Annotated in this window: 12 protein-coding genes and 2 pseudogenes; 9 read left to right on the forward strand and 5 right to left on the reverse strand. The window is 55.1% G+C overall.

Going from position 1 to position 18,597, the window contains the following annotated elements:
• Positions 1-296 precede the first annotated feature (296 nt).
• Positions 297-3,098, forward strand: a complete 2,802-nt coding sequence (locus tag JMJ16_RS49830; protein ID WP_201393812.1) for a LuxR C-terminal-related transcriptional regulator — start codon at positions 297-299, stop codon at positions 3,096-3,098.
• Between the two features lie 101 nt (positions 3,099-3,199).
• Here JMJ16_RS49830 and JMJ16_RS49835 read toward each other — a convergent pair.
• Positions 3,200-3,406, reverse strand: a pseudogene (locus tag JMJ16_RS49835) (DDE-type integrase/transposase/recombinase); the annotation flags it as partial.
• Positions 3,407-3,435: 29 nt separating this feature from the next.
• Here JMJ16_RS49835 and JMJ16_RS49840 point away from each other — a divergent pair.
• Entirely contained in the window at positions 3,436-4,221 is a 786-nt protein-coding gene (locus tag JMJ16_RS49840) for an MBL fold metallo-hydrolase (protein ID WP_201394405.1), read from the forward strand.
• Between the two features lie 267 nt (positions 4,222-4,488).
• Positions 4,489-5,148, forward strand: coding sequence for an isochorismatase family protein (locus tag JMJ16_RS49845; RefSeq protein ID WP_201393814.1), 660 nt, complete (start codon positions 4,489-4,491; stop codon positions 5,146-5,148).
• A gap of 423 nt (positions 5,149-5,571) precedes the next feature.
• On the opposite strand, the gene JMJ16_RS49850 is transcribed toward JMJ16_RS49845, so the two are convergent.
• Positions 5,572-6,078 (reverse strand): ClbS/DfsB family four-helix bundle protein, encoded by a 507-nt coding sequence (locus JMJ16_RS49850; RefSeq protein ID WP_201393816.1) that lies wholly within the window; start codon positions 6,076-6,078, stop codon positions 5,572-5,574.
• A 607-nt stretch (positions 6,079-6,685) separates the two neighbouring features.
• Between JMJ16_RS49850 and JMJ16_RS49855 the strand changes: the two are divergent.
• The 6 genes and pseudogenes from JMJ16_RS49855 to JMJ16_RS49880 all read left to right on the forward strand — a co-directional run bounded on the left by JMJ16_RS49855 (position 6,686) and on the right by JMJ16_RS49880 (position 14,758).
• Positions 6,686-7,491, forward strand: a pseudogene (locus JMJ16_RS49855) (IS5 family transposase).
• A gap of 165 nt (positions 7,492-7,656) precedes the next feature.
• Positions 7,657-9,552 (forward strand): PAS domain S-box protein, encoded by a 1,896-nt coding sequence (locus JMJ16_RS49860; protein ID WP_201393818.1) that lies wholly within the window; start codon positions 7,657-7,659, stop codon positions 9,550-9,552.
• A 232-nt stretch (positions 9,553-9,784) separates the two neighbouring features.
• On the forward strand, positions 9,785-10,447 hold the full coding sequence (locus tag JMJ16_RS49865; protein WP_201393820.1) for a hypothetical protein: 663 nt from the start codon (positions 9,785-9,787) through the stop codon (positions 10,445-10,447).
• Positions 10,448-11,905: 1,458 nt separating this feature from the next.
• A complete protein-coding gene (locus JMJ16_RS49870) occupies positions 11,906-12,076 on the forward strand; it encodes a hypothetical protein (protein ID WP_201393822.1) in 171 nt (56 codons plus the stop codon).
• Positions 12,077-12,214: 138 nt separating this feature from the next.
• On the forward strand, positions 12,215-13,780 hold the full coding sequence (locus JMJ16_RS49875; protein WP_201393824.1) for a transposase: 1,566 nt from the start codon (positions 12,215-12,217) through the stop codon (positions 13,778-13,780).
• 81 nt (positions 13,781-13,861) lie between these two features.
• Entirely contained in the window at positions 13,862-14,758 is an 897-nt protein-coding gene (locus JMJ16_RS49880; RefSeq protein ID WP_201393826.1) for a class I SAM-dependent methyltransferase, read from the forward strand.
• Positions 14,759-15,034: 276 nt separating this feature from the next.
• Here the strand turns inward: JMJ16_RS49880 and JMJ16_RS49885 are convergent, their stop codons facing one another.
• The 3 genes from JMJ16_RS49885 to JMJ16_RS49895 form a co-directional block, all read right to left on the reverse strand.
• Positions 15,035-17,593, reverse strand: coding sequence for a PAS domain S-box protein (locus tag JMJ16_RS49885; RefSeq protein WP_201393828.1), 2,559 nt, complete (start codon positions 17,591-17,593; stop codon positions 15,035-15,037).
• Positions 17,594-17,733: 140 nt separating this feature from the next.
• Positions 17,734-18,063: an NAD(P)H-binding protein gene (locus JMJ16_RS49890; RefSeq protein ID WP_201393830.1), complete on the reverse strand. Its 330-nt coding sequence runs from the start codon at positions 18,061-18,063 to the stop codon at positions 17,734-17,736.
• Between the two features lie 2 nt (positions 18,064-18,065).
• Positions 18,066-18,536 carry an NADP-dependent oxidoreductase gene (locus JMJ16_RS49895; RefSeq protein WP_201393832.1) on the reverse strand — a complete coding sequence of 157 codons (471 nt, stop codon included), beginning with the start codon at positions 18,534-18,536 and terminating at the stop codon, positions 18,066-18,068.
• Positions 18,537-18,597 lie beyond the last annotated feature (61 nt).

The raw sequence follows: 18,597 nt of genomic DNA on the forward strand, positions 1-18,597 counted from the left end.
GGCGGTTGATGTGCTGACTGTCGGAGTATACTGCAAAGAAGAAGGGGCAATCATGTGTCGAAAGAGGTATTTTCAGGGAGTAATGACAACCGAGTAATGTTACGAAAGTTGTATCGTTTTGTTGTCCTTCTTTTGGCCGCAGAACCAAATGCCCAGGGGTATATTCCGACAGAGGAAGATGCTATAGTGATAAGGAGCAGAGGCTTCCTCCATGTGGTGCGGCAAAGCGTTTTCTCAAAGGATTGACATGCTTGCTCCAAAAAAGCAGAGGAAGATGCAGAAAGGGGTGAACGATCATGGGCCAGAAAGACCGTGAATGCCAGAACAATGCTCCCGAGCCCATCCCACGCTCGTTTCCTCAACCACTGCTTGCAACCAAGTTTCTCGTCCCGGTCTCTTCCCATGAGATCATCGCTCGCCCTCACCTCCTGCCCTTGCTTAATGCAGGTCTCCACCAACGCGTCGTGCTCGTCTCTGCCCCTGCAGGCTTTGGGAAAACCACGCTCCTCGCAAGCTGGGTTCGTTCGTTTGCTCCAGGCCACCCGCCAGTAGCCTGGGTGTCGCTTGACGCGAGCGACAACGTTCCCTTTCAGTTTTGGACCTACGTGCTGACTGCACTGGAACAGTGCCAGCCGGGGCTCTCGCTCCTCCCCTTTGCGGCACTTCATGATACCCCGCAACCCTCCTGGCAAGCGATGCTCACGGCTCTGATCAATGGCCTGGCCCAGCTTAACGAACCCCTGGTGCTGGTACTGGATAATTATGAGGAGATTACGGAGCCAGCGATCCATGCCCTGCTGGTCTCGCTGCTCAAGCACCTGCCACCTACCCTGTGTGTGGTGCTGGCGACGCGGACAAATCCCCCTTTTTCCCTGGCTCGGCTACGTACTCAGGCTCAGATCCTGGAATTACGCACCGAGCAGTTGCGCGCGACCAGGGAGGAGATGACCGCTTTCCTGCACGGTGTGATGGATCCTCGGTTTACCGAGCAGGACATCCAGAAAGTGGGCGCACACATACAGGGCTGGTGGGCTGCCATGCAACTGGCGGCGTTCGCCTTCAAAGGGCAGACACCCCCGAAAGATCTGCTCCAAGCCTTCCAGAGAACCCAACCCACTCTGTTCGAGTACCTGGTGCAGGAGGTGCTGAACCGCCAGCCAGAGCAGGTGCGGACCTTTCTCCTGCGAACGTCCATCCTCCCCCGTCTATGTAACTCCCTGTGTAATGCTGTTCTACAGCAGCAGGACAGCCAGCTCTTCCTGGAAGAAGTCGAACGGGCCAATCTCTTTCTGAGTCTCCTTGATGAGCAGCGCCAGTGGTATGCCTACCACCCTCTCTTTACCGAGGTATTGCGCGCTCAGTTGGAGCAGACCTCTCCCACCGAGGTGCCGCTTCTGCATCTGCGGGCCAGTCAGTGGTATGCGGCACATCAGATGCGCAGTGAAGCCATCCAGCACGCGCTGCAGGCGCACGAGTGGTCCTGGGCAGCACAACTGATGGAGCAGATCCCCAGCCAGCACATCTGGAGTCGGTTCAGGGACGCGTCGCTTCTCTCCTGGATTGAGCAACTTCCCCGTGAGGTTGTGTGTGAGCGACCGCGTTTATGCCTGGCCAAGGCCCAGAGCCTGTTCTGGATTGCATCGCCAGGGGTTACCGAAAGCTGGTTGCGCGATGCCAGAAGCGCCTGGACACGAACTCATCAGCGGGAAGAACAGACAGGCAACGTGCGAGGCAGACACGAACCAGCGGCCCCCACGTCGCTCCTGGGCGAAATCGCCGCCTTGCAGGCCACGATTGCGGGTTTCTATCATGGAGATGCAGGAGCAACCCAGGCCTTCTGTCAGGATGCGCTGACCCATCTGGAGGAGCAGCAATGGGCCGCACGGCTCCAGGTGGCGTTTGCCAAGGCTCGGGCGAACATCTCTGAGGGGGATTTCAAGCGTGCGATGCAGCAGATGCAGGCCGCATTGAGCCGGATCAAAGCGGAAGGTGAGCACGTGCTCGAGAGCGTCTACTTGCGTGAGGCTATATGGGAAAGCCTGATGGCGGGGAACTTGCACCAGGCCTGGCAATTGAGCCAGCAAGCGATCCACGCGCTCCATACCGTTGAGGGGCACCAGCCCGCTCTGCTGTGCTGGCCCTATACCTATCAAGCAAAGATCTTGCATGAATGGAACCGATTAGAGGAAGCCCGGTGCCTGGCCGAACAGGCGATCCGGCTGGGCGAACAGGCCGAGATGTTGGCGTTTTTACCATTCGGCTATACCATCTTGTTGCAGCTCGCCCTCTCGCAAGAGCGATGGGATGAGGCCAGAAACGTCTCACAACAATTAGCATACGTCGGGCGCATCATGGCATCACCCTATCGCACGGCGCTCTGGAGCTGTGTTGATCAGATGCGTTTCTGGTTGGCATGTGGCGATCTGGAGCAGGCACGACACTGGGCGAAAAATCTGCAGCGGGAAGCGCCATTGGTTTCTTCTCTGGCGCGGGAAAAACAGAGCGTTGCGTTCGCCCGACTGCTGCTTGCCGAATCCCAGCCGGAATATGCCTTGCACCTGCTTCACTCTCTGGTAGAACGGGCAACAACTACGCAGCGGTGGTACCATGTGCTAGAAATGTGGCTGTTGCAGGTGCGGGCGTATCACATGCTCCAGCAACAGCGAGAAGCCTTGGCACTGCTGGCGCAAGCGGTGCATCTGGGCGCACCCGAAGGCTACATCCGTCGCTTTGTGGACGAAGGACTGCTCATAGCGAAATTGCTCTCCCAACTCAGAGAACAGGAGCACCGGGAGGAAGATCGCCCCTATCTGGAGACGCTTTTGCATGCATTCAGCCAGAGGCCGGAAGCTCAACCAACCCGTCTGAAAAGCGAACCCCCTCCGACACTGATAGACCCGTTGAGCACGCGTGAACTGGAAGTGTTACACCTGCTCGCACACGGTGCCTCGAACCAGGAAATTGCGGAAACCTTGGTGGTCGCAGCCGGTACGATTAAGCGTCATGTCAGTAATATCCTCAGCAAACTCGACGTCGCCAATCGCACCCAGGCGGTTGCACGAGCGCGGACGCTTGGCCTTCTTTCCACTGAGGACTGAGCCTTCTACCTGCAAGAAACGCGCCCCCGGCTTTTCCGGTGGTTGTGTTGCAAGAAAGATGAGACAAATAATTGGGCGTGGGATGAATTTCTCGCTCCTTCTTAGGCAGCCACTCCAAACAGTGTGGAGATCAATGCGCTCTGGCTTCTCACATCTCCTTTCGCCACTCCTTGCAGTTGTCCCTTTCTGATCATGTTCATGGCCTCATATCCTTGTAATGTTTGCCACGCCGTCGCGAAGGAGAAAAAGCCCGTTCCTGGCTTCGTCAGCCGTTTGATGAAGCGATGATCTTGTTCGATGAGATTGTTTCAGCACCGGGGCTGGGGAAGTCTACTTTATTGGGAACGCCACCACCCTCATCACGTACGCGGGGTTCACGCTTCTCACCGATCCCGCCTTTTTGCATAAAGGCGGCTACACACCACTAGGTCACGGCGTATATACCCGGCGCGAGGTCGAACCGGCTTGCTCTCCCCAGGACCTGCCGCCACTCGACCTGATCGTCCTCTCGCACTATCACGGCGATCACTTTGATGAAGTGGCAGCGAGGGAGCTAGACAAGCAGATTCCCATTGTCACAAACGGGTACGCGGCGGAACAGCTCACTCAGCTGGGATTTACGAACCTCCACACGATTGACACCTGGGAAGCGCAACCAGTCAGAAAGGGCGACGCCCAACTCCTCGTGACAGCCATGCCCGCAAAGCACGCTCCTGACGAAGTTGTCGAGCTCCTACCGCCAGTGATAGGCAGTATGTTAGAGTTCAGCCAAGGAGGAAAACATCTGTTCCGCCTCTATATTACGGGAGATACACTCATCCATGATCTCCTTTACGACATTCCCAAACGCTACCCCGACATTGACCTGGGGCTCTTCCACGTCGGAGGCACAACGCTCCTGGGCATACTGGTCACTATGAACGGGGAGCAGGGTGTGCAGGCAGTGAAGATCGTCCATCCTCGTGTGGCTATCCCGATCCACTTTAACGATTTCTCCGTTTTTCTCTCAGGGTTGGACGATTTTAAAGCTGCTGCGGCAACGAAGGCATCCCTCACCACGAGTGTGCACTACCTCCTGCAAGGCGACACTTATCGATTCAGCGTGGAGCGAGGCGAGATATGATGCTGTCCCGATAACTCAGAAGCAAGTACTCAGGCGAAGGGGAGAGCCGTATGCCGCTATAAACGGCATGTACTGGTTCGGAGAGGGGGGGTACGGGCGACTCTGAAATAGTGTGGAGTGACAGACCGTTCGTTCTCGCATCTCGCAAGCGTTCATCATTGTCCTTTGCGGTGTATCCAAAGACCGACACGCTCCACGTACCATCCGTTTTTTAGTGAATATTGCCTCAGCAGTTGTTCTGAGTTCGCTTTTCAAAAGGAGGAAGGAATGTCCCGGCAGATGTCCTTTACCACAGATGACACCGGCGTTGTCTTTATTGACCCGCAAAATGACGTGTTGAGTGAGAATGGCCTTGGATGGGAATGGGTCAAGGAGAGTGTCCGAGAAAATAAGACGATTGAAAACATGGAGCGCATTTTCCAAGCAGGCAAAGTGAGGGGATATGCGTTTTTCATCTCCCCGCACTATTTCTATCCCACGGACGCCGGGTGGATGTTCAACGATCCCCTCGAAACGGTCGAGCATGAGACGCAGATGTTTGCGCGCCGAGGAGTGCTCCAGCTGGATGGCTTCGCTGGCTCAGGTGCCGACTGGCTGGAGCGCTTCAAACCCTATATCGAGGACAGCAAGACCATCCTCGCGAGCCCTCACCGAGTTTGGGGACCGCAGACGAATGACCTCGTGTTGCAACTCCGGAAGCGTCGTATCAATAAAGTGATTCTGGGAGGAATGTTGGCAAACATGTGTGTCGAGTCTCACTTGCGAGAATTGCTTGAGCAAGGATTTGAGGTTGCCGTCGCAAAAGATGCAACAGCGGCTCCCCGCCACCCCGAGTGGGGTGACGGCTACACTGCTGCGCTCATTAACTACCATTTTCTCGCTCATGCGGTTCTCTCAACAGAGGAGGTCGTAAATGCCATGAAATAGGCGTATGGTACGACAAAGCGCTGTTATACCCTGAGGACTCCAGGACTCTTGCACAAAAGAGTGCTTCTTTCTACGAGATGCACTTTTAGCTCAAGTAGCTTCACAAACCCGTTTCTTGTGTTTCTTCCTAGAAAGAGTTCAGAGCTACTTCTGCCTTATAGCATCAGGAGAGGCAAGAAGAATGCGATCAAGTTGTCTCACTGATAAGTTAAAGCTCATTGCGCATCCCGTGGGCTGAGCCTATATCTTTGCCGAGATGGCAGCGCCTGCCTTTTTCTGATTGAACCACCATCATGTGAGTCTGTGTCATACTGTACCGTGTCCAGATGCTTCAACAAGTCTGGCAGATTGGTTAGTTGAAAATGCTATGACACGAGGAAGCGCCGAGCCTCCTCGCGCCATAGCTGAATGCTCAGAAAGTGCCTACTCCTTTGCGCTGCTCTGCCTCGCCAACCAGTCGCGAATATACTGCTCGTGCTCGTTGTAATGCCCGCTTGGTTCGCTTAGCCATGTGATGATCGTGTACCCTCCTAACCATTCGTATGGCGTCTTCAATTCCTCCTCGCTCAGCTTTTCGAGATACTCCATGACCTGCTGATGCGTTGCCTGAAATTCGGATAGCACGTCTGCTAGTGAACGGTCCTTGTTTTGCAGGTAGACCTGCTGGTTGGTCTTGTCTCTCACTTCTTCGGTACTCTCAAGTCCTGGATCAGTCCAGCTCGTACCCTGCTGGATAGCTTTCAACATTTCAAGCAGGTTCACGCGCTCCCAGAACGTCAGATGGGCGATGTGATCCTTGACCGACCAGTCGCCATTCACCCCCGGCATTTGTATCTGCTGCTCACTCAGACCTGCGATCAGCGCATCGAAATGCATATAGAGCACACGTCTCAATTCTAAAAGTTCTGCTTTACTTTTCTGTTCCGTCATCGTTTTAGCTCCTTCTACATCTTTCAACTTTTTGCTTGAGTATAGCAGCGAATACGGTTATACCGCGTCCTAATTGAGACGAACTTTTAGATACAAGGCCAATCCTTGGTCGAGAAACTGATGCATAAATTTGCCAGTTTTGACTTCGGACGCATAAACGCCCCTTTCGGCGACAAATCGAGTCAAATTACATGCGCCTCAAACCGTGCTCGCCGTCGCTCACTCTCCTTCATCGGGCTTCGTGGCAACTGATAGTGCCGTCAATTTTGTCTTTTGTTGCAGACCCTGTAATAATCACACCATCTATTCCAAAGACAATCCGTTTGAGGCGCTTCCCTATATCCCTCTACTCCCTCTATCACCACAAGATTTTCTCCGTTTACGTCTGGAGGCCTTTCCTCGTCGATTCGAACACACCCGGAAACGAAGGCTCGCAGCACTCAACCTCTTCACACAATGGGGATTCCTTCCTCCCGATAACGATCTGGATCTGCGTGAGAGCCAGGGGCCAGCATCTGATCGGGGATTGCGCTCTTGACTTTGACAGTCCATTCTCTTTATCCTCTACTTACTAGAGGCTGTTATGAACACTAGTTAGAATAGTAGTATGGAAAGAAAAGCATACCCCAGTGATATTAATGATGAAGAATGGAGCTTTGTGACTCCTTACCTGACCTTGATGACCGAAGAAGCGCCTCAACGAGAACATAGTCTGCGCGAGGTATTCAACGGCTTGCGTTGGATCGTGCGCACAGGTGCCCAATGACGCATGATGCCTCACGACTTGCCGCCTTGGGAAGCGGTCTACCAGCAAACCCAGCGCTGGCTCAAGAATGGCGTCTTTGAGGACATGGTCAATGACCTGCGCGCGCTGCTGCGCCTGCTTCAAGGGCATGAAGAGGAGCCCACAGCTGCCATCTTCGATAGCCGAACGCTGCAATCGACTCCAGAAAGCGGTCATCGAGCAGGCTATGATGGCGCAAAGGCAGTAAAGTCCACATGGCGGTTGATACTCTGGGTCATCTGTTGGCGTTGCATGTGACGCCTGCCGATGCCCAGGACCGTTCCCAGTCCTGGAAACTGGCAGCCGAGGTTCAAGCAGTGACAGGCCAGCAGGTCCGGGTGGCGTTTGCCGATCAAGGATACACGGGAGACAATGCCGCACAGGCTGCTCAAGAGCAAGGCATACGCCTGGAGGTGGTCAAACTGCCCGAAGCCAAGCGTGGATTCGTGCTTTTGCCACGCCGATGGGTGGGTGAGCGCAGCTTTGCCTGGATGACTCGTTTTCGTCGCCTGGCTCGTGATTATGAACGCTTGCTAGAGACGCTGACTGGTCTTCACCTGCTGGCCTTTACTGTTCTCATGCTTCATCGCTTTTCTTTCTTGATGAGTCACTGCTCTTTCTGTTCATAACAGCTTCTAGACAATTATGCTGAATGGATACACTTCTTGGGTCTTGCCATTGTTGGGAGAGCGTTGTCCATCCTCTCAAGAACACTGTGACAGGTGTTCTCTTGCTTCCTGGGCCTGAAACACCTGTTTGCGGTAGGATTGCCTATGTCAGGAGGGAGAAATCTCATGGCTTTTTCTCATGCTTCCGATCCCGAAGAGAGAATTTACCCCTCGCAAGGACCGGCAACAGCAACAGATCGTTTTCTGGCCGTGGTTCAAGGAACGACTGATCTCTTTTGGATTCTCACCCCCGTAGGTGACATGCAAGAAGTCAGCCCCAGTTGGCAAGCTTTTACCGGGCAACAGGATAGCTCGTGGCAAGGGCCAGGTTGGCTTGATGCCGTATTTCCCGACAATCAGCCCCAGCTCGAAACCATGCGGCATCAGGCTGTACTCTCCAGCCAGCCAGCGCAGAGCGAGTGCTACATTCGCAGAAGCGATGGGGTCTACCGCCTGGTACGCGTGCAGGCTGTTCCCGTTTGTTCTGCTCAGCAGGGGATTTGCGAACTCGTCATCTGTGGCACGGATATAACCTGCGAGCAGATGAGTGAAGCCCAAATCCAACTGGCGGTGGAAGCTTCCGGCGTGGGTATGTGGCATGAGGATCTGGCCACCCATCAATTCGTGGCGACGGACCAGGGCAAAAGGCTTCATGGAATAGCGAGTGATGCTTCAATCTCCTTTGAGAGCATCCTGGCTCTTGTCCATCCCGATGATCGTCCATCCCTTGAGGAACTCAGGACCTGTGCGCTTACCGAAAACAAAGTCTACCCAGTGGAGTATCGGGTGATCTGGCCTGATGGGAGCCTGCACTGGCTGACGATCCGCGCACAATGCCTCGCTGACGTCAACAACCAGCCAAGTGACATCATTGGAGCAGTCATTGATATTACTGCGCTGAAGCAAGCGGATGCGGCTCTCCGCGAGAGTCACGCGCGCTTCCGTCAGTTTGTGGACGCGAATCTCATCGGCATCATTGTGCATGACCTGGAGGGAAACATTGTGGAAGCCAACGACCAGTTCCTCTCGCTGGTGGGAGCTACCCAGGAAGATGTGGCGGCAGCATCTCTCCACTTAAGAGATCTCACACCTCCTGAATATTGGGCCAGAGATGATCAAGCCAGAGACGTAGTGCTGGCGACCGGAGTCTATACCCCATTTGAAAAAGTGTATGTGACAAAAGATGAGAGGCACGTCCCTGTGCTGGTTGGGGGAGCCCTCGTGCAGGAGGACGCTTCCCATCCGTTGATTATCTCATTCAGCGTCGATTTGAGCGCTCAGAAGGAGATCGACCGGCAAAAAGATCTCATGCTCGGGATGGTCGGCCATGAACTGAAAACGCCTCTGACCGCACTCAGAGGGACTCTCCAATTGGTCCAACGACGCCTCAAACGCGCGCGCGCGACAACGAACCAGATGTCTTCAGAGTGGAGCACCTTCTGCCAGGGTCTCACCAGGCATCTGGAGGATGCGGTCCACCTAGTCGATACCCAAACCCGTTTGATCAACGATCTGCTGGATGTTTCGCGCATCGTGGCCAGGACCTTAAAGGTGGAACGAGACCACTGTGACCTGGTCGAGATCGTCCGCGACACTGTCGAAGATCTACGCGTGATTGCACCAGAGCGGTCGCTCCTGCTCGATGTGCCAGAACACACCACAGTCCTCGTGCTGGCTGATCGGGAGCGCATCAGCCAGGTAGTAACCAACTTTGTGACCAATGCGCTGCGCTATTCCCCTCCCGATCAACCGGTCCAGATTGGTTTGACGCTCCAGGAAAACCTTGCTCGTGTCTGGGTACGCGATTGGGGACCAGGTCTCTCGGAAGAGAGTCAAAGGGAACTGTGGCAGCGCTTTCACCAGGTCAAGGGAGTGCCAGTGCAGAGCGGTTCGGGCAAAGGATTGGGATTGGGGTTATATATTTGCCAGATGCTTATCGCCCAACACCAGGGAGAGGTTGGTGTGGAAAGCACCCCTGGGCAAGGTTCCACCTTTTGGTTTACCTTGTCCAGGGTCACCTGAGCGTGAGCAGCAACGGCAGCTCCCATGTCACCGGGTCATTGACCAACTCGACAACAACGAACCACTGTTCATTGGAGGGAGCTTGATACCCTCTGGTCATCAGTGCCACGAGGCTCTGGTGGCGGTCCCAAAACCTTGTGCGTTTTCTTGAGGAGCTTGCGATAAGGCATGGCAACAGGACTATACGAGAGATACGCACAAACGCGAGGGGCTTTTTTAGAGGGAGAATTGTATGCTGCCAACTATAGAAGTTCGCTGGTTTTGCCAGGGAGACCTTTCGCCCTCTCTCTGGCGACATTTTCTCAACAACACAATCGGCCAGGAAGAGGCCGTGGAGAAAAGGCTTGATATCTACCTCGCTCTGTCGGGCGTCGAGGACCTGGGCATAAAGTTGCGGGGACAGGATGCCACACCTCAGAAAGCCCCCGACAAACTGGAGATGAAGCGTCGACAGGAAGAGCGCGGCCTCGTCCCCTTTAGCAACACAGTCACGGGCAAGCTCGAACACTGGCAAAAGTGGGGCTTCAGTGGTGAAGAGGGAACGCCCCAGCTTTCAAGCCTCCTGACGGAGAACGAGCCAGCCTGGATCAAAGTAGAGAAAACGCGTTGCACCCGCAGGTACGCCATAGTAAGTGACACCATCGTACACGCATTATCTCCCGCAGAGCAATCCAGCAACAGTTGCAACGTCGAATTGACGACACTGTGCGCCAGGCAGCAAATATGGTGGACACTGGGCCTTGAAAAAGTCATCAGCCCCCATGGTTTAGAAGCCGCGGAGCACACACTCAAGCTCGTTGCACAGCACATTCTCACCGAAATACACGTTGATACGTTAGCTGTAGAGCGCTCTTACAGCTACCCTAAATGGCTACAAGAAATGTACAGTAAGTAAGTGGTATGTAGTCGCTACATTTAGCAAGGATCGGCCCTTGCGTATGAACGGACCGGAATACGCAAGGGCCGATCAGACCTCATCACCTCTTGCGGCAAAAGGGGACCTCACGCCTTCATTATCAGCGCAATCAGGCGGAAATCTCTACGCTATCGTACATATTTCATACGTGGACCCAAAGACATCTTCCCCTCCCAGGGCCAGCCTCCCTCGGCTGCTGCTCCTGCTGTGCTCTCGATGTGTTCTTTCCACTCGCCTCAACACGTCACGCCGCTCCCCTGGCTCCCGCATCCAAACTCCGCCTTCCACGAAACACCTCGTTCTGCTTGCATATGCCCTCGCGTTTCTGCTATATGGTTCCTAGACGCTGAAAAACCAGAAACGAGCGAAAGGAGTCTCGCTATCAAATATCCGTTCACACACACCTTACACCAGGCGTTCTTTCCTCATCGTCAACAGCGGGCCCAGTTTGCCGCCATTCTGGATATGGCGCAGCGCATCACTGAGCAGCATCTCCCAGGTGACGCTTCCATGATAGACACGCATGAGAAGTCCTCCTTCACGTAACACAATTCTGCACAGATCGCAACGCTGGAGCTGCGTTTCTCCATCGCCTCAACACGGCGAGAGTAAGGCACAAGGCCCATCGAGACTATCACGCCAGTTGCGCCAGCCTCTTCGTGCTGGAGATCATGGCCGATCTTCGCGACCTGGTCCTCCCGCTTCAGCAAGAACCACCATCCCAGCAGAATAAGGCTATGCGAGACACCTTCCGCCAGGCGGCCCACCCCAGGCAACGGTCATAAAGCTGCAGATCGCCCCCGCAGACCGTTCCTCTCTGCCCTTGGCTCAAACTCCCCAACGCACTCAGCTGCGGCTACGGCTGCTCTTCCATACGCTCTTCCTTTTCCCACAACAGACGCGCTCTCGCATTCCCGCCTGCTCCCCAACCCACAAAAAAAGAGCAAGTCACAAGAACTCACTCTTTCGCCTAAAACATGGATCACACCCAACATGTTTGTGGGGGAGTAAGCTAGAGTATATAGCACTCCTCTACACCTGTATATCAGAGCAGGACCTATCACGCACCTCCAGCTATTCTCTCCCACCAACGCCCTCATAGCGCATCTCACCAGCGCACCAGCACCCCACTACGCCCTGGCCCACTCCTCTCTCCACTCCATTCCTCTGCACACACACCTCTTTCACGCTTCATGCTGGAAAAGGGAGGCCTCGCGCGTCCCCCCTCAGACAGATCGCGCATAAATCTCTACGATATAGCACTCTTTTACGCACACAACCATAGACACTTCCTCCCCCTGGCGCCAACACATCAATGCCAAGGGGCAGATCGAGCAAGAGATTGCCCACCTCCGATGCCCCCCAAACGTCTACTGGAGTTGGTTCGAGAACATTGGGGCATTGGAGAATGGTTTGCACTCTCGACGAAACCAAACCTTGCAAGAACATCATTCTCAACTGCGGATGGGCCATGCTCCTCTTGAGCTCCCGTTACTCAACAATACCGCTCTCGGCTTGATGGCTCGTCAAGGTGAAACCAATCTGGCTCATACGCAACGGACCTTTAGCTATCAGTTCTACAAAGCTGTGTCCACTATCGCTGCTTGAGTGGGGTTGTCGACTTTGCAACAGCCCTGGTACGCGGCTACGCCTCTATTGACAAAATTGCTTTTATGCCCTCAAAATAAAGCAGGCACTAAGTTTGCACTTTCCAAATGGGTAAAAAATTGAAAGCATGGAGGACTCATGATACAAAAGAAACAAGCAAAAAACGTCTTTTGTCAGGAGTCAGCCATACCACACCCTATTGTATGTCTGGACGTGCGTTTTCGCCAGTATCTAGAACACTGGCAGACCTTGTTTTCGCGCCCACAATTTCAGCACTTCGTCGCCGTGCTGCTTGCGTTGATCGTCGGTTCCCAAGGGTTCACGCTCTTGCACTTCAAACGGGCGGTGGCTGGGAGCAAAAGCCTGGCAAGTCTGAGCCGTTTCCTTGCTCAAGCTCCGTGGGACCAAACGCCTCTGCATGCCCTGGCCTGGTCTCGCTTTGTGGCTCAGATGCAGCCCTGGGTCCACCAGAATCTCTCACGCCAGCACACGTTGCAACCTGTTGGACGAGGTCGCCCTCGCAAGCTCTTCGTGATAGGCTACTTGATTGGCGACGACTCGACGATTGGCAAACCGAAAGGAGTGAAGATGCAAGGCCTGGGGCGGCATCACGACAGCAAGCAGAACCAGTGGGTCAAGGGCCATTCCCTGGTGCAAGGCCTCTATGTCTTGCTTGGACAGCATTTTCCGCTAGAGCCCCGACTCTACCGTCAGCAGGCGACCTGTATGCAAGAAGGGGTCCCTTTCCAGAGCAAGATTGCCCTCATGATCGAGATCATCAAGCAGTTTGAGCCACCGCAGAACACGCTCACCCATGTGTTGCTCGACAATTGGTACAGCGCCAAAGCCATCTGGAAAGCGGCACGAGATCGTGGCTTTTTGATCACCACGGCCTTGCGCAGCAATCGCTCGGTGCGCATCCCGGATGCGACCTCGCCACAAGGCTGGCGTTGGCAACGCCTTTGCGCCTATGTCGAAAGCTTACCGGATGCGGCCTTTGTGCCCTGTGCCTGGCCGCGCAACCCCGAACATCGGGTGTGGGTGCATGTACTGAACAGTTCGGTGAAAAGCTTGTATCGCTGTCAACTGATCATCATTCGTCAGCACCTCGATGATCCAGTGAGCCGGGCTCGCTTCTGGGCTTCAAGCGATCTGCAGGCCGATGTGGAGCAGCTGCTCACCCATATCTCTCGTCGCTGGGACATCGAGGTTTTCTTTGAAGACGTCAAAGAACTGCTGGGCATTGATCACTATCAACTGATGAGTGCCCAGGGGCTGCTGCGCTATTGGAGCTTGTGCTGGATCGCCTTCTCCTTTCTGGAGGAGCATCGCGGCTGGTTGCAGACCCAGCGGCAACGGCATGTAACGCTGGGGAAGCCAAACGGGATCTCCAGCACATTCATCACCGCTTGCTTGTGGCATGGATCACTGATCACGCGCTTCAAGGCACCACAAGCGAGCACATTGCTGATCTCTTGGCCGCTTAAGCGGCTTGTTTGGAAATGTGCAAACTTAGTGAAAGCAGGCACGTTATACAAGCACATCATCCTATACTGTCCCATTTGTGCAATAAGGGAAAGGCCTTGCACATCACCTTATTCCGTCCAGGTCAAGTGTGGTGGGGAAAGGTTTTGCACATCACCCTCGTCTGGGTCCGGGTCGTGTGGTGGGAATAGGCCTATGGTCTATTTCCACCACACTTGACCCCGCGAGCCACGTAGTGGCGAGAAGTCCCAAAGGAGAGAACACTTTTACCCATCCATTTTATAGAGAAAAGAGTGTCCAATGAACTTCTTAAGCAGGATATTTGGCAAACAAAGCCAGCAGCAAAAGGAAGATACTATTTTTTCCTCATCACCCCTTGAGGCACTGGGAGAGCGCCAAATCTTAACGGACGCCCCCTATGTCTTGCCTAAAGATACGCAGGAGATTAGCCGCCTCGACTTTCAACATTTTCTCTTGCGCCAGGCTTTTCAGAGCAATTATCTCTCACCTATTACTCAACCAAAAGATATCCTCGATGTCGGCGCTGGCACAGGACGCTGGGTCGATGAGATGGCTCAGGCCTTTCCTCAAGCCTTTGTAACAGGCTGTGACCTGGTAGAGCAGACAACGGAGAAGAGTTTTAAGCAACCAAACTATCGCTTCGTTGAGGCCGATGTCTTAAAAGGGCTTCCTTTCCGCGATCGCAGCTTTGATTTTGTGCATCAGCGCCTACTTTTCCTGGCCATTCCAGCGCACGCATGGCCAAGTGAACTCCTTGAACTGGTGCGTGTGGCGCGTCCCGGCGGCTGGATTGAGCTTGTGGAGTCCGAGATCCAGGCACGCAACGCGGGTCCTGCCACCCAACGCATGGGCCAGTGGATCATCGAGGTGAGCAAACGCCGTGGCATCGATTCCTCTCAGGTGCCTCACCTTGGTACGTATCTCAAGAATGCGGGCCTACAAAACGTTGTCACGCGCAGCGTCACCGTTCCCATGGGCCAATGGGGTGGGCGCGTAGGCTCCATGATGGCCGCCAACATCAATTCAGCCTATCAGGCTATGAAGCCACTCATCACCTCACAGCTAGGCATCTCGCCCGAAGCATACGAGAAAAACATCCTCCTCCAGCATCAAGAATGGGAGGAACTACACCCAGCCTCCGTCTTCTACGCCGCCTACGGCCAGCGCCCCCACTAAACACGGCTTCCAGTCGCGAAAACAAGAACAGCGCGAAGAGTCGACTATGTGGCTCTTCGCGCTGTTCCTTCCTGGACACGAGGGCCAGTACACCGATCTGTTCCCTCCTGGCTGCAGCACACTCCTCCCGCACGAACACCGCCGCGAAGCCGATGGACCCTCAGATCAGCATGTTCTCCAGGATCCACCGGATCTGGTCATGGTAGGTCGTCCAGTCACGACGTACCATCTCAAGACCAATGTCGTCCTGGGGCGGATGTTCCCTGTTCGTATCGCTCAGGCATCTCTCTTCCAGGGAAGGGTCACCGTAAAGGTCGATCCTTTTCCGACTTCACTGTCCACGGTAATGGTTCCCCCATGGCGTTTGACGATCTCCTGCACAATGTAGAGTCCCATGCCCAGGCCTGGGATCGCTTTCTGCCTGGGACCAGTGGCCCGATAGAAGCGCTCAAAAATCTTGTCGCGCTGCTCTCGTGGGATACCCAGGCCATGATCACGGACACGGACCGTGACCGTCTCTTCGGAGGTACTCAGGTCCATCTCGACCGTCTCTGCGCCGGGAGAATACTTGATGGCATTGCTGATCAGGTTGGTGAAGACCTGTCCGAGCCGGTCTTTGTCCCCGACCAGTGAGCGTGGGGCGGCACCTCGCACCACCATGGTATGCGTCGTATGTATCTGCTGCATGGTGTCTGCCACCTCATGAAGCAACGCATCAAGGTCGACCGTCTCCTGCCGATATTCCAATTTGCCCGCCTGGATCTTGGAGACATCCAGTAACTCACCGATCAGGCGTTCCAGTTGCTTGACGGGTCCCTCCACCCGGGAAAGCGCTGTGGCAGCCTCGTGCTGGGATTGCCTTTCCAGTCGCTTTCGCACCAGTTGGGTCTGCATCTTTACTACGGCGAGCGGGTTCCTGAGTTCATGGCCGGCCATACTGATAAAGTCATCTTTGCGTTGTTCCAGTTCCTTGCGGGCAGAATTATCCAGCACAAAGGCGATTGCTTGGAACGGGTGATGCTGTAAGACGACGGCCCCCACAAGCACAGGAAGACGGCTGCCATCTTGACACACGTACTCTTTCTCATAGGGCGTTATCGACTGCTGCGTGGCAAGTTCCTGATGGGCCTGCTGGGTACGAGCCAGGTAGTCTGGGGGCGTCATGTGCATCCAGTTCATGCGCCCGGCACGCAGGTCTTCGCGGGTATAGCCGGTCATGCGCAGAAAGGTGTCGTTGGCGTCCACAATCTGCTCCCCTTCGATGATATTGATCCCGATAATGCTGGAGTTCATCAGGACGCTCGCGCGCTCCTGACTCTGGCGTAAGGCTTCCTCCGTCCGCTTCTGGTCCTCGATGTCGGTGCAAGTTCCAAACCATTTCAGGATGTGTCCCTGCTCATCTCTGAAAGGGATGCCTCGTACCAGAAACCAGCGGTAGTTCCCCGTCTTGCCCTCGCGCAGGCGATATTCGACCTCATGAGATTGGCCGGTGCGGAGCTGCGTCTGCCAGATAGTCCACGTCTTTTGTCGATCATCGGGATGGACGAAATGCAACCACTGGTCTCCATTGACCCCTTCAACGGGAACGTTCAGATAGGTAAGGATGTGCTGATTGCCATATTCCAGAAAGCCATCCGGTCGCGTAGTCCACACAAGCTGAGGCATCGTCTCCAGCAAAACGCGAAGCTCTTCCCGGCTTTCTTTGAGCTGCTGCTCGACCCGTTTCTTCTCCTCAATGTCGGTGTTGGTGCCAAACCATTTGATGATCTGGCCTCTTTCATCACGTACCGGCATGCCGCGGGCTAAGAACCAGCGATACTCCCCGGTCGTCCCATGACGCAGGCGCAGTTCCGTTTCATACACCCCGCCGGTCTGGACGGCGCGCTGCCACGCGGAGCGGACGCGTGACCGATCCTCCGGATGCAGACACTGCATCCACCCCTCCCCCTGGGACTCTGTGGTGCTCTGGCCGATATAGTCGCGCCAGCGTTGATTACACGAGTCCTGAGAGCCGTCCGGTTGCGTGGTCCAGACCTGCTGGGGGATAGCATCGATGAGGGCATGGAGTTCCGCTTCGGCGCGCTTGCGCTCGGTGATGTCGATGCTAGCGATGACGAGGTACGCGATGTGGTGATCCGCATCCCTGTGGGGAGTGATCGCGACCTCCAGGTGACGGTCCAGGCCTTCTCTGAGGTGAACCACCGCCTCGAACCGCACGGTTTCTCCCCTGCTGGCTCGCGCGATGGCGGCACACAACTGCTCTTGACTGGTCGGAGCACAGGACCACCACCGGGTTTGGGCGAGCGGGTAACCAATGACCTCCTCGCGTCGGACGCGCGCTTCCGCCAAGGGAACCTCATTGATCTCTAGGACGATCCCCTCGGGGGTCAACACGCCGATTCTGCTATACAAGCCATTCAGGTCCTCGATGGAGAAACGCTCGCCCTGGGGAACCGGCGCCTCTCGTCGGGCTGCGGCTCTGCCCTGCTGGACCTGCACCATCAAGCCCCCAGCCGTGGGAGCGAGTTGCACGTGCAGCCAGGTCCCCGTCACGGGAGACACATACTCCACTTCGGCGGGTGCTCGGGTCTGTCTGGTCTGCTGAACAGCCTGGTAGAGTGCGGTGCTCACCAGTTGGGGAGCACCGCGCCACAAGGGCTTGCCCACTACGTCCTCTCGTGTGGCGCCGAGCAGGGCCTGCGCGCTGGCATTGGCATACACAATCTTTGCGGCATCATCGACGACAAACAAGGCCCCAGGAAGCGTCTCAAGAAGCGTGAGGAGCGTCTCACTCGACGCAGGCGTGAGACGCTTGGTCTGTTCGGTATTCGACATCGTGCGGTAGCTCTCCCTTTCACGTACCCCCATCCCTGAGAACGAAGACGCATTCCTGCTCTCACCTCAAGAAATCTATTACAATGATGGGTATTGTCAACTTCATTGAAATTGTAGAGCTTATAGAAGAGAAACAGGCCTCAAAGTGGAGATTGCGCCCTTTTTCTTGCCTTGGTTGCTCGAGAATTCTGGTTGATGTGGCATCGACGTGGTGAAAGCTCATCAACGAAATTTTTTACGTTGACAATACCGGTGGGGGAAATAAGATAGACGCGCTCGATTCCCTGAAGCGCTTTCTGAACGCTTTCTCGCTCTGTCATATCTCCTAAAAATGTTTCTACGCCCTGCGCCTCCAGCTTTTCAGCAACAGATGGTTTACGCACGAAGGCACGCACTGGGATCTTCCGTGCCAAGAGTTCTTTCAGGACGGCATTCCTCACAGCACTCATTGTGCCTGTCACAAGCATCATGGTCATCTCCTCCTTTCCTCGTCCTCTATGCGCAAAATGATTTTTCCGCGCGTGTGCCCTTGGAGGGCCTGCTCAAACGCCTGGGATGCCTCTGAGAGCGGGAAGACCCGCTCGGTGATTGGCCGGAGCTGGCCTGTATCTATCAGGTTCCCGATGTGTATGAGCTGTTCTCGATTGGGCTTGACGACAAAAAAGAACGCACGCACACCAAAGGCGGCAGCCTGCTCTTGGGAGGGGGGGCTAAACACACTCAGGAGCAATCCGCCCTTCTTTACAACGCACCAGGAGCGAGCTACTGTCTCACCGCCTATAGTATCAAGCACCAGATCAACATCACGCACCACCTCCTCGAAACGCGTGGTGGTATAATCAATGATCTCATCGGCTCCCAACGTGCGTAGGAATGCATGATGGCGTGCAGAGGCTGTCGCGATCACCGTGGCACCAGCCCACTTTGCCATTTGAACCGCCATGCTGCCCACGCCACCAGCGGCCCCATGAATGAGGAGAGATTGCCCACTGGTCAGCCCTGCG

Source organism: Ktedonobacter sp. SOSP1-52 (assembly GCF_016587395.1).

Coding starts and splice junctions, on each gene's coding strand:
- JMJ16_RS49880 (WP_201393826.1), top strand. CDS start 13,862: ATGAACTTCTTAAGCAGGATATTTGGCAAACAAAGCCAGCAGCAAAAG.
- JMJ16_RS49865 (WP_201393820.1), top strand. CDS start 9,785: ATGCTGCCAACTATAGAAGTTCGCTGGTTTTGCCAGGGAGACCTTTCG.
- JMJ16_RS49845 (WP_201393814.1), top strand. CDS start 4,489: ATGTCCCGGCAGATGTCCTTTACCACAGATGACACCGGCGTTGTCTTT.
- JMJ16_RS49860 (WP_201393818.1), top strand. CDS start 7,657: ATGGCTTTTTCTCATGCTTCCGATCCCGAAGAGAGAATTTACCCCTCG.
- JMJ16_RS49830 (WP_201393812.1), top strand. CDS start 297: ATGGGCCAGAAAGACCGTGAATGCCAGAACAATGCTCCCGAGCCCATC.
- JMJ16_RS49850 (WP_201393816.1), bottom strand. CDS start 6,078: ATGACGGAACAGAAAAGTAAAGCAGAACTTTTAGAATTGAGACGTGTG.
- JMJ16_RS49890 (WP_201393830.1), bottom strand. CDS start 18,063: ATGATGCTTGTGACAGGCACAATGAGTGCTGTGAGGAATGCCGTCCTG.
- JMJ16_RS49885 (WP_201393828.1), bottom strand. CDS start 17,593: ATGTCGAATACCGAACAGACCAAGCGTCTCACGCCTGCGTCGAGTGAG.
- JMJ16_RS49875 (WP_201393824.1), top strand. CDS start 12,215: ATGATACAAAAGAAACAAGCAAAAAACGTCTTTTGTCAGGAGTCAGCC.
- JMJ16_RS49895 (WP_201393832.1), bottom strand. CDS start 18,536: ATGGCGGTTCAAATGGCAAAGTGGGCTGGTGCCACGGTGATCGCGACA.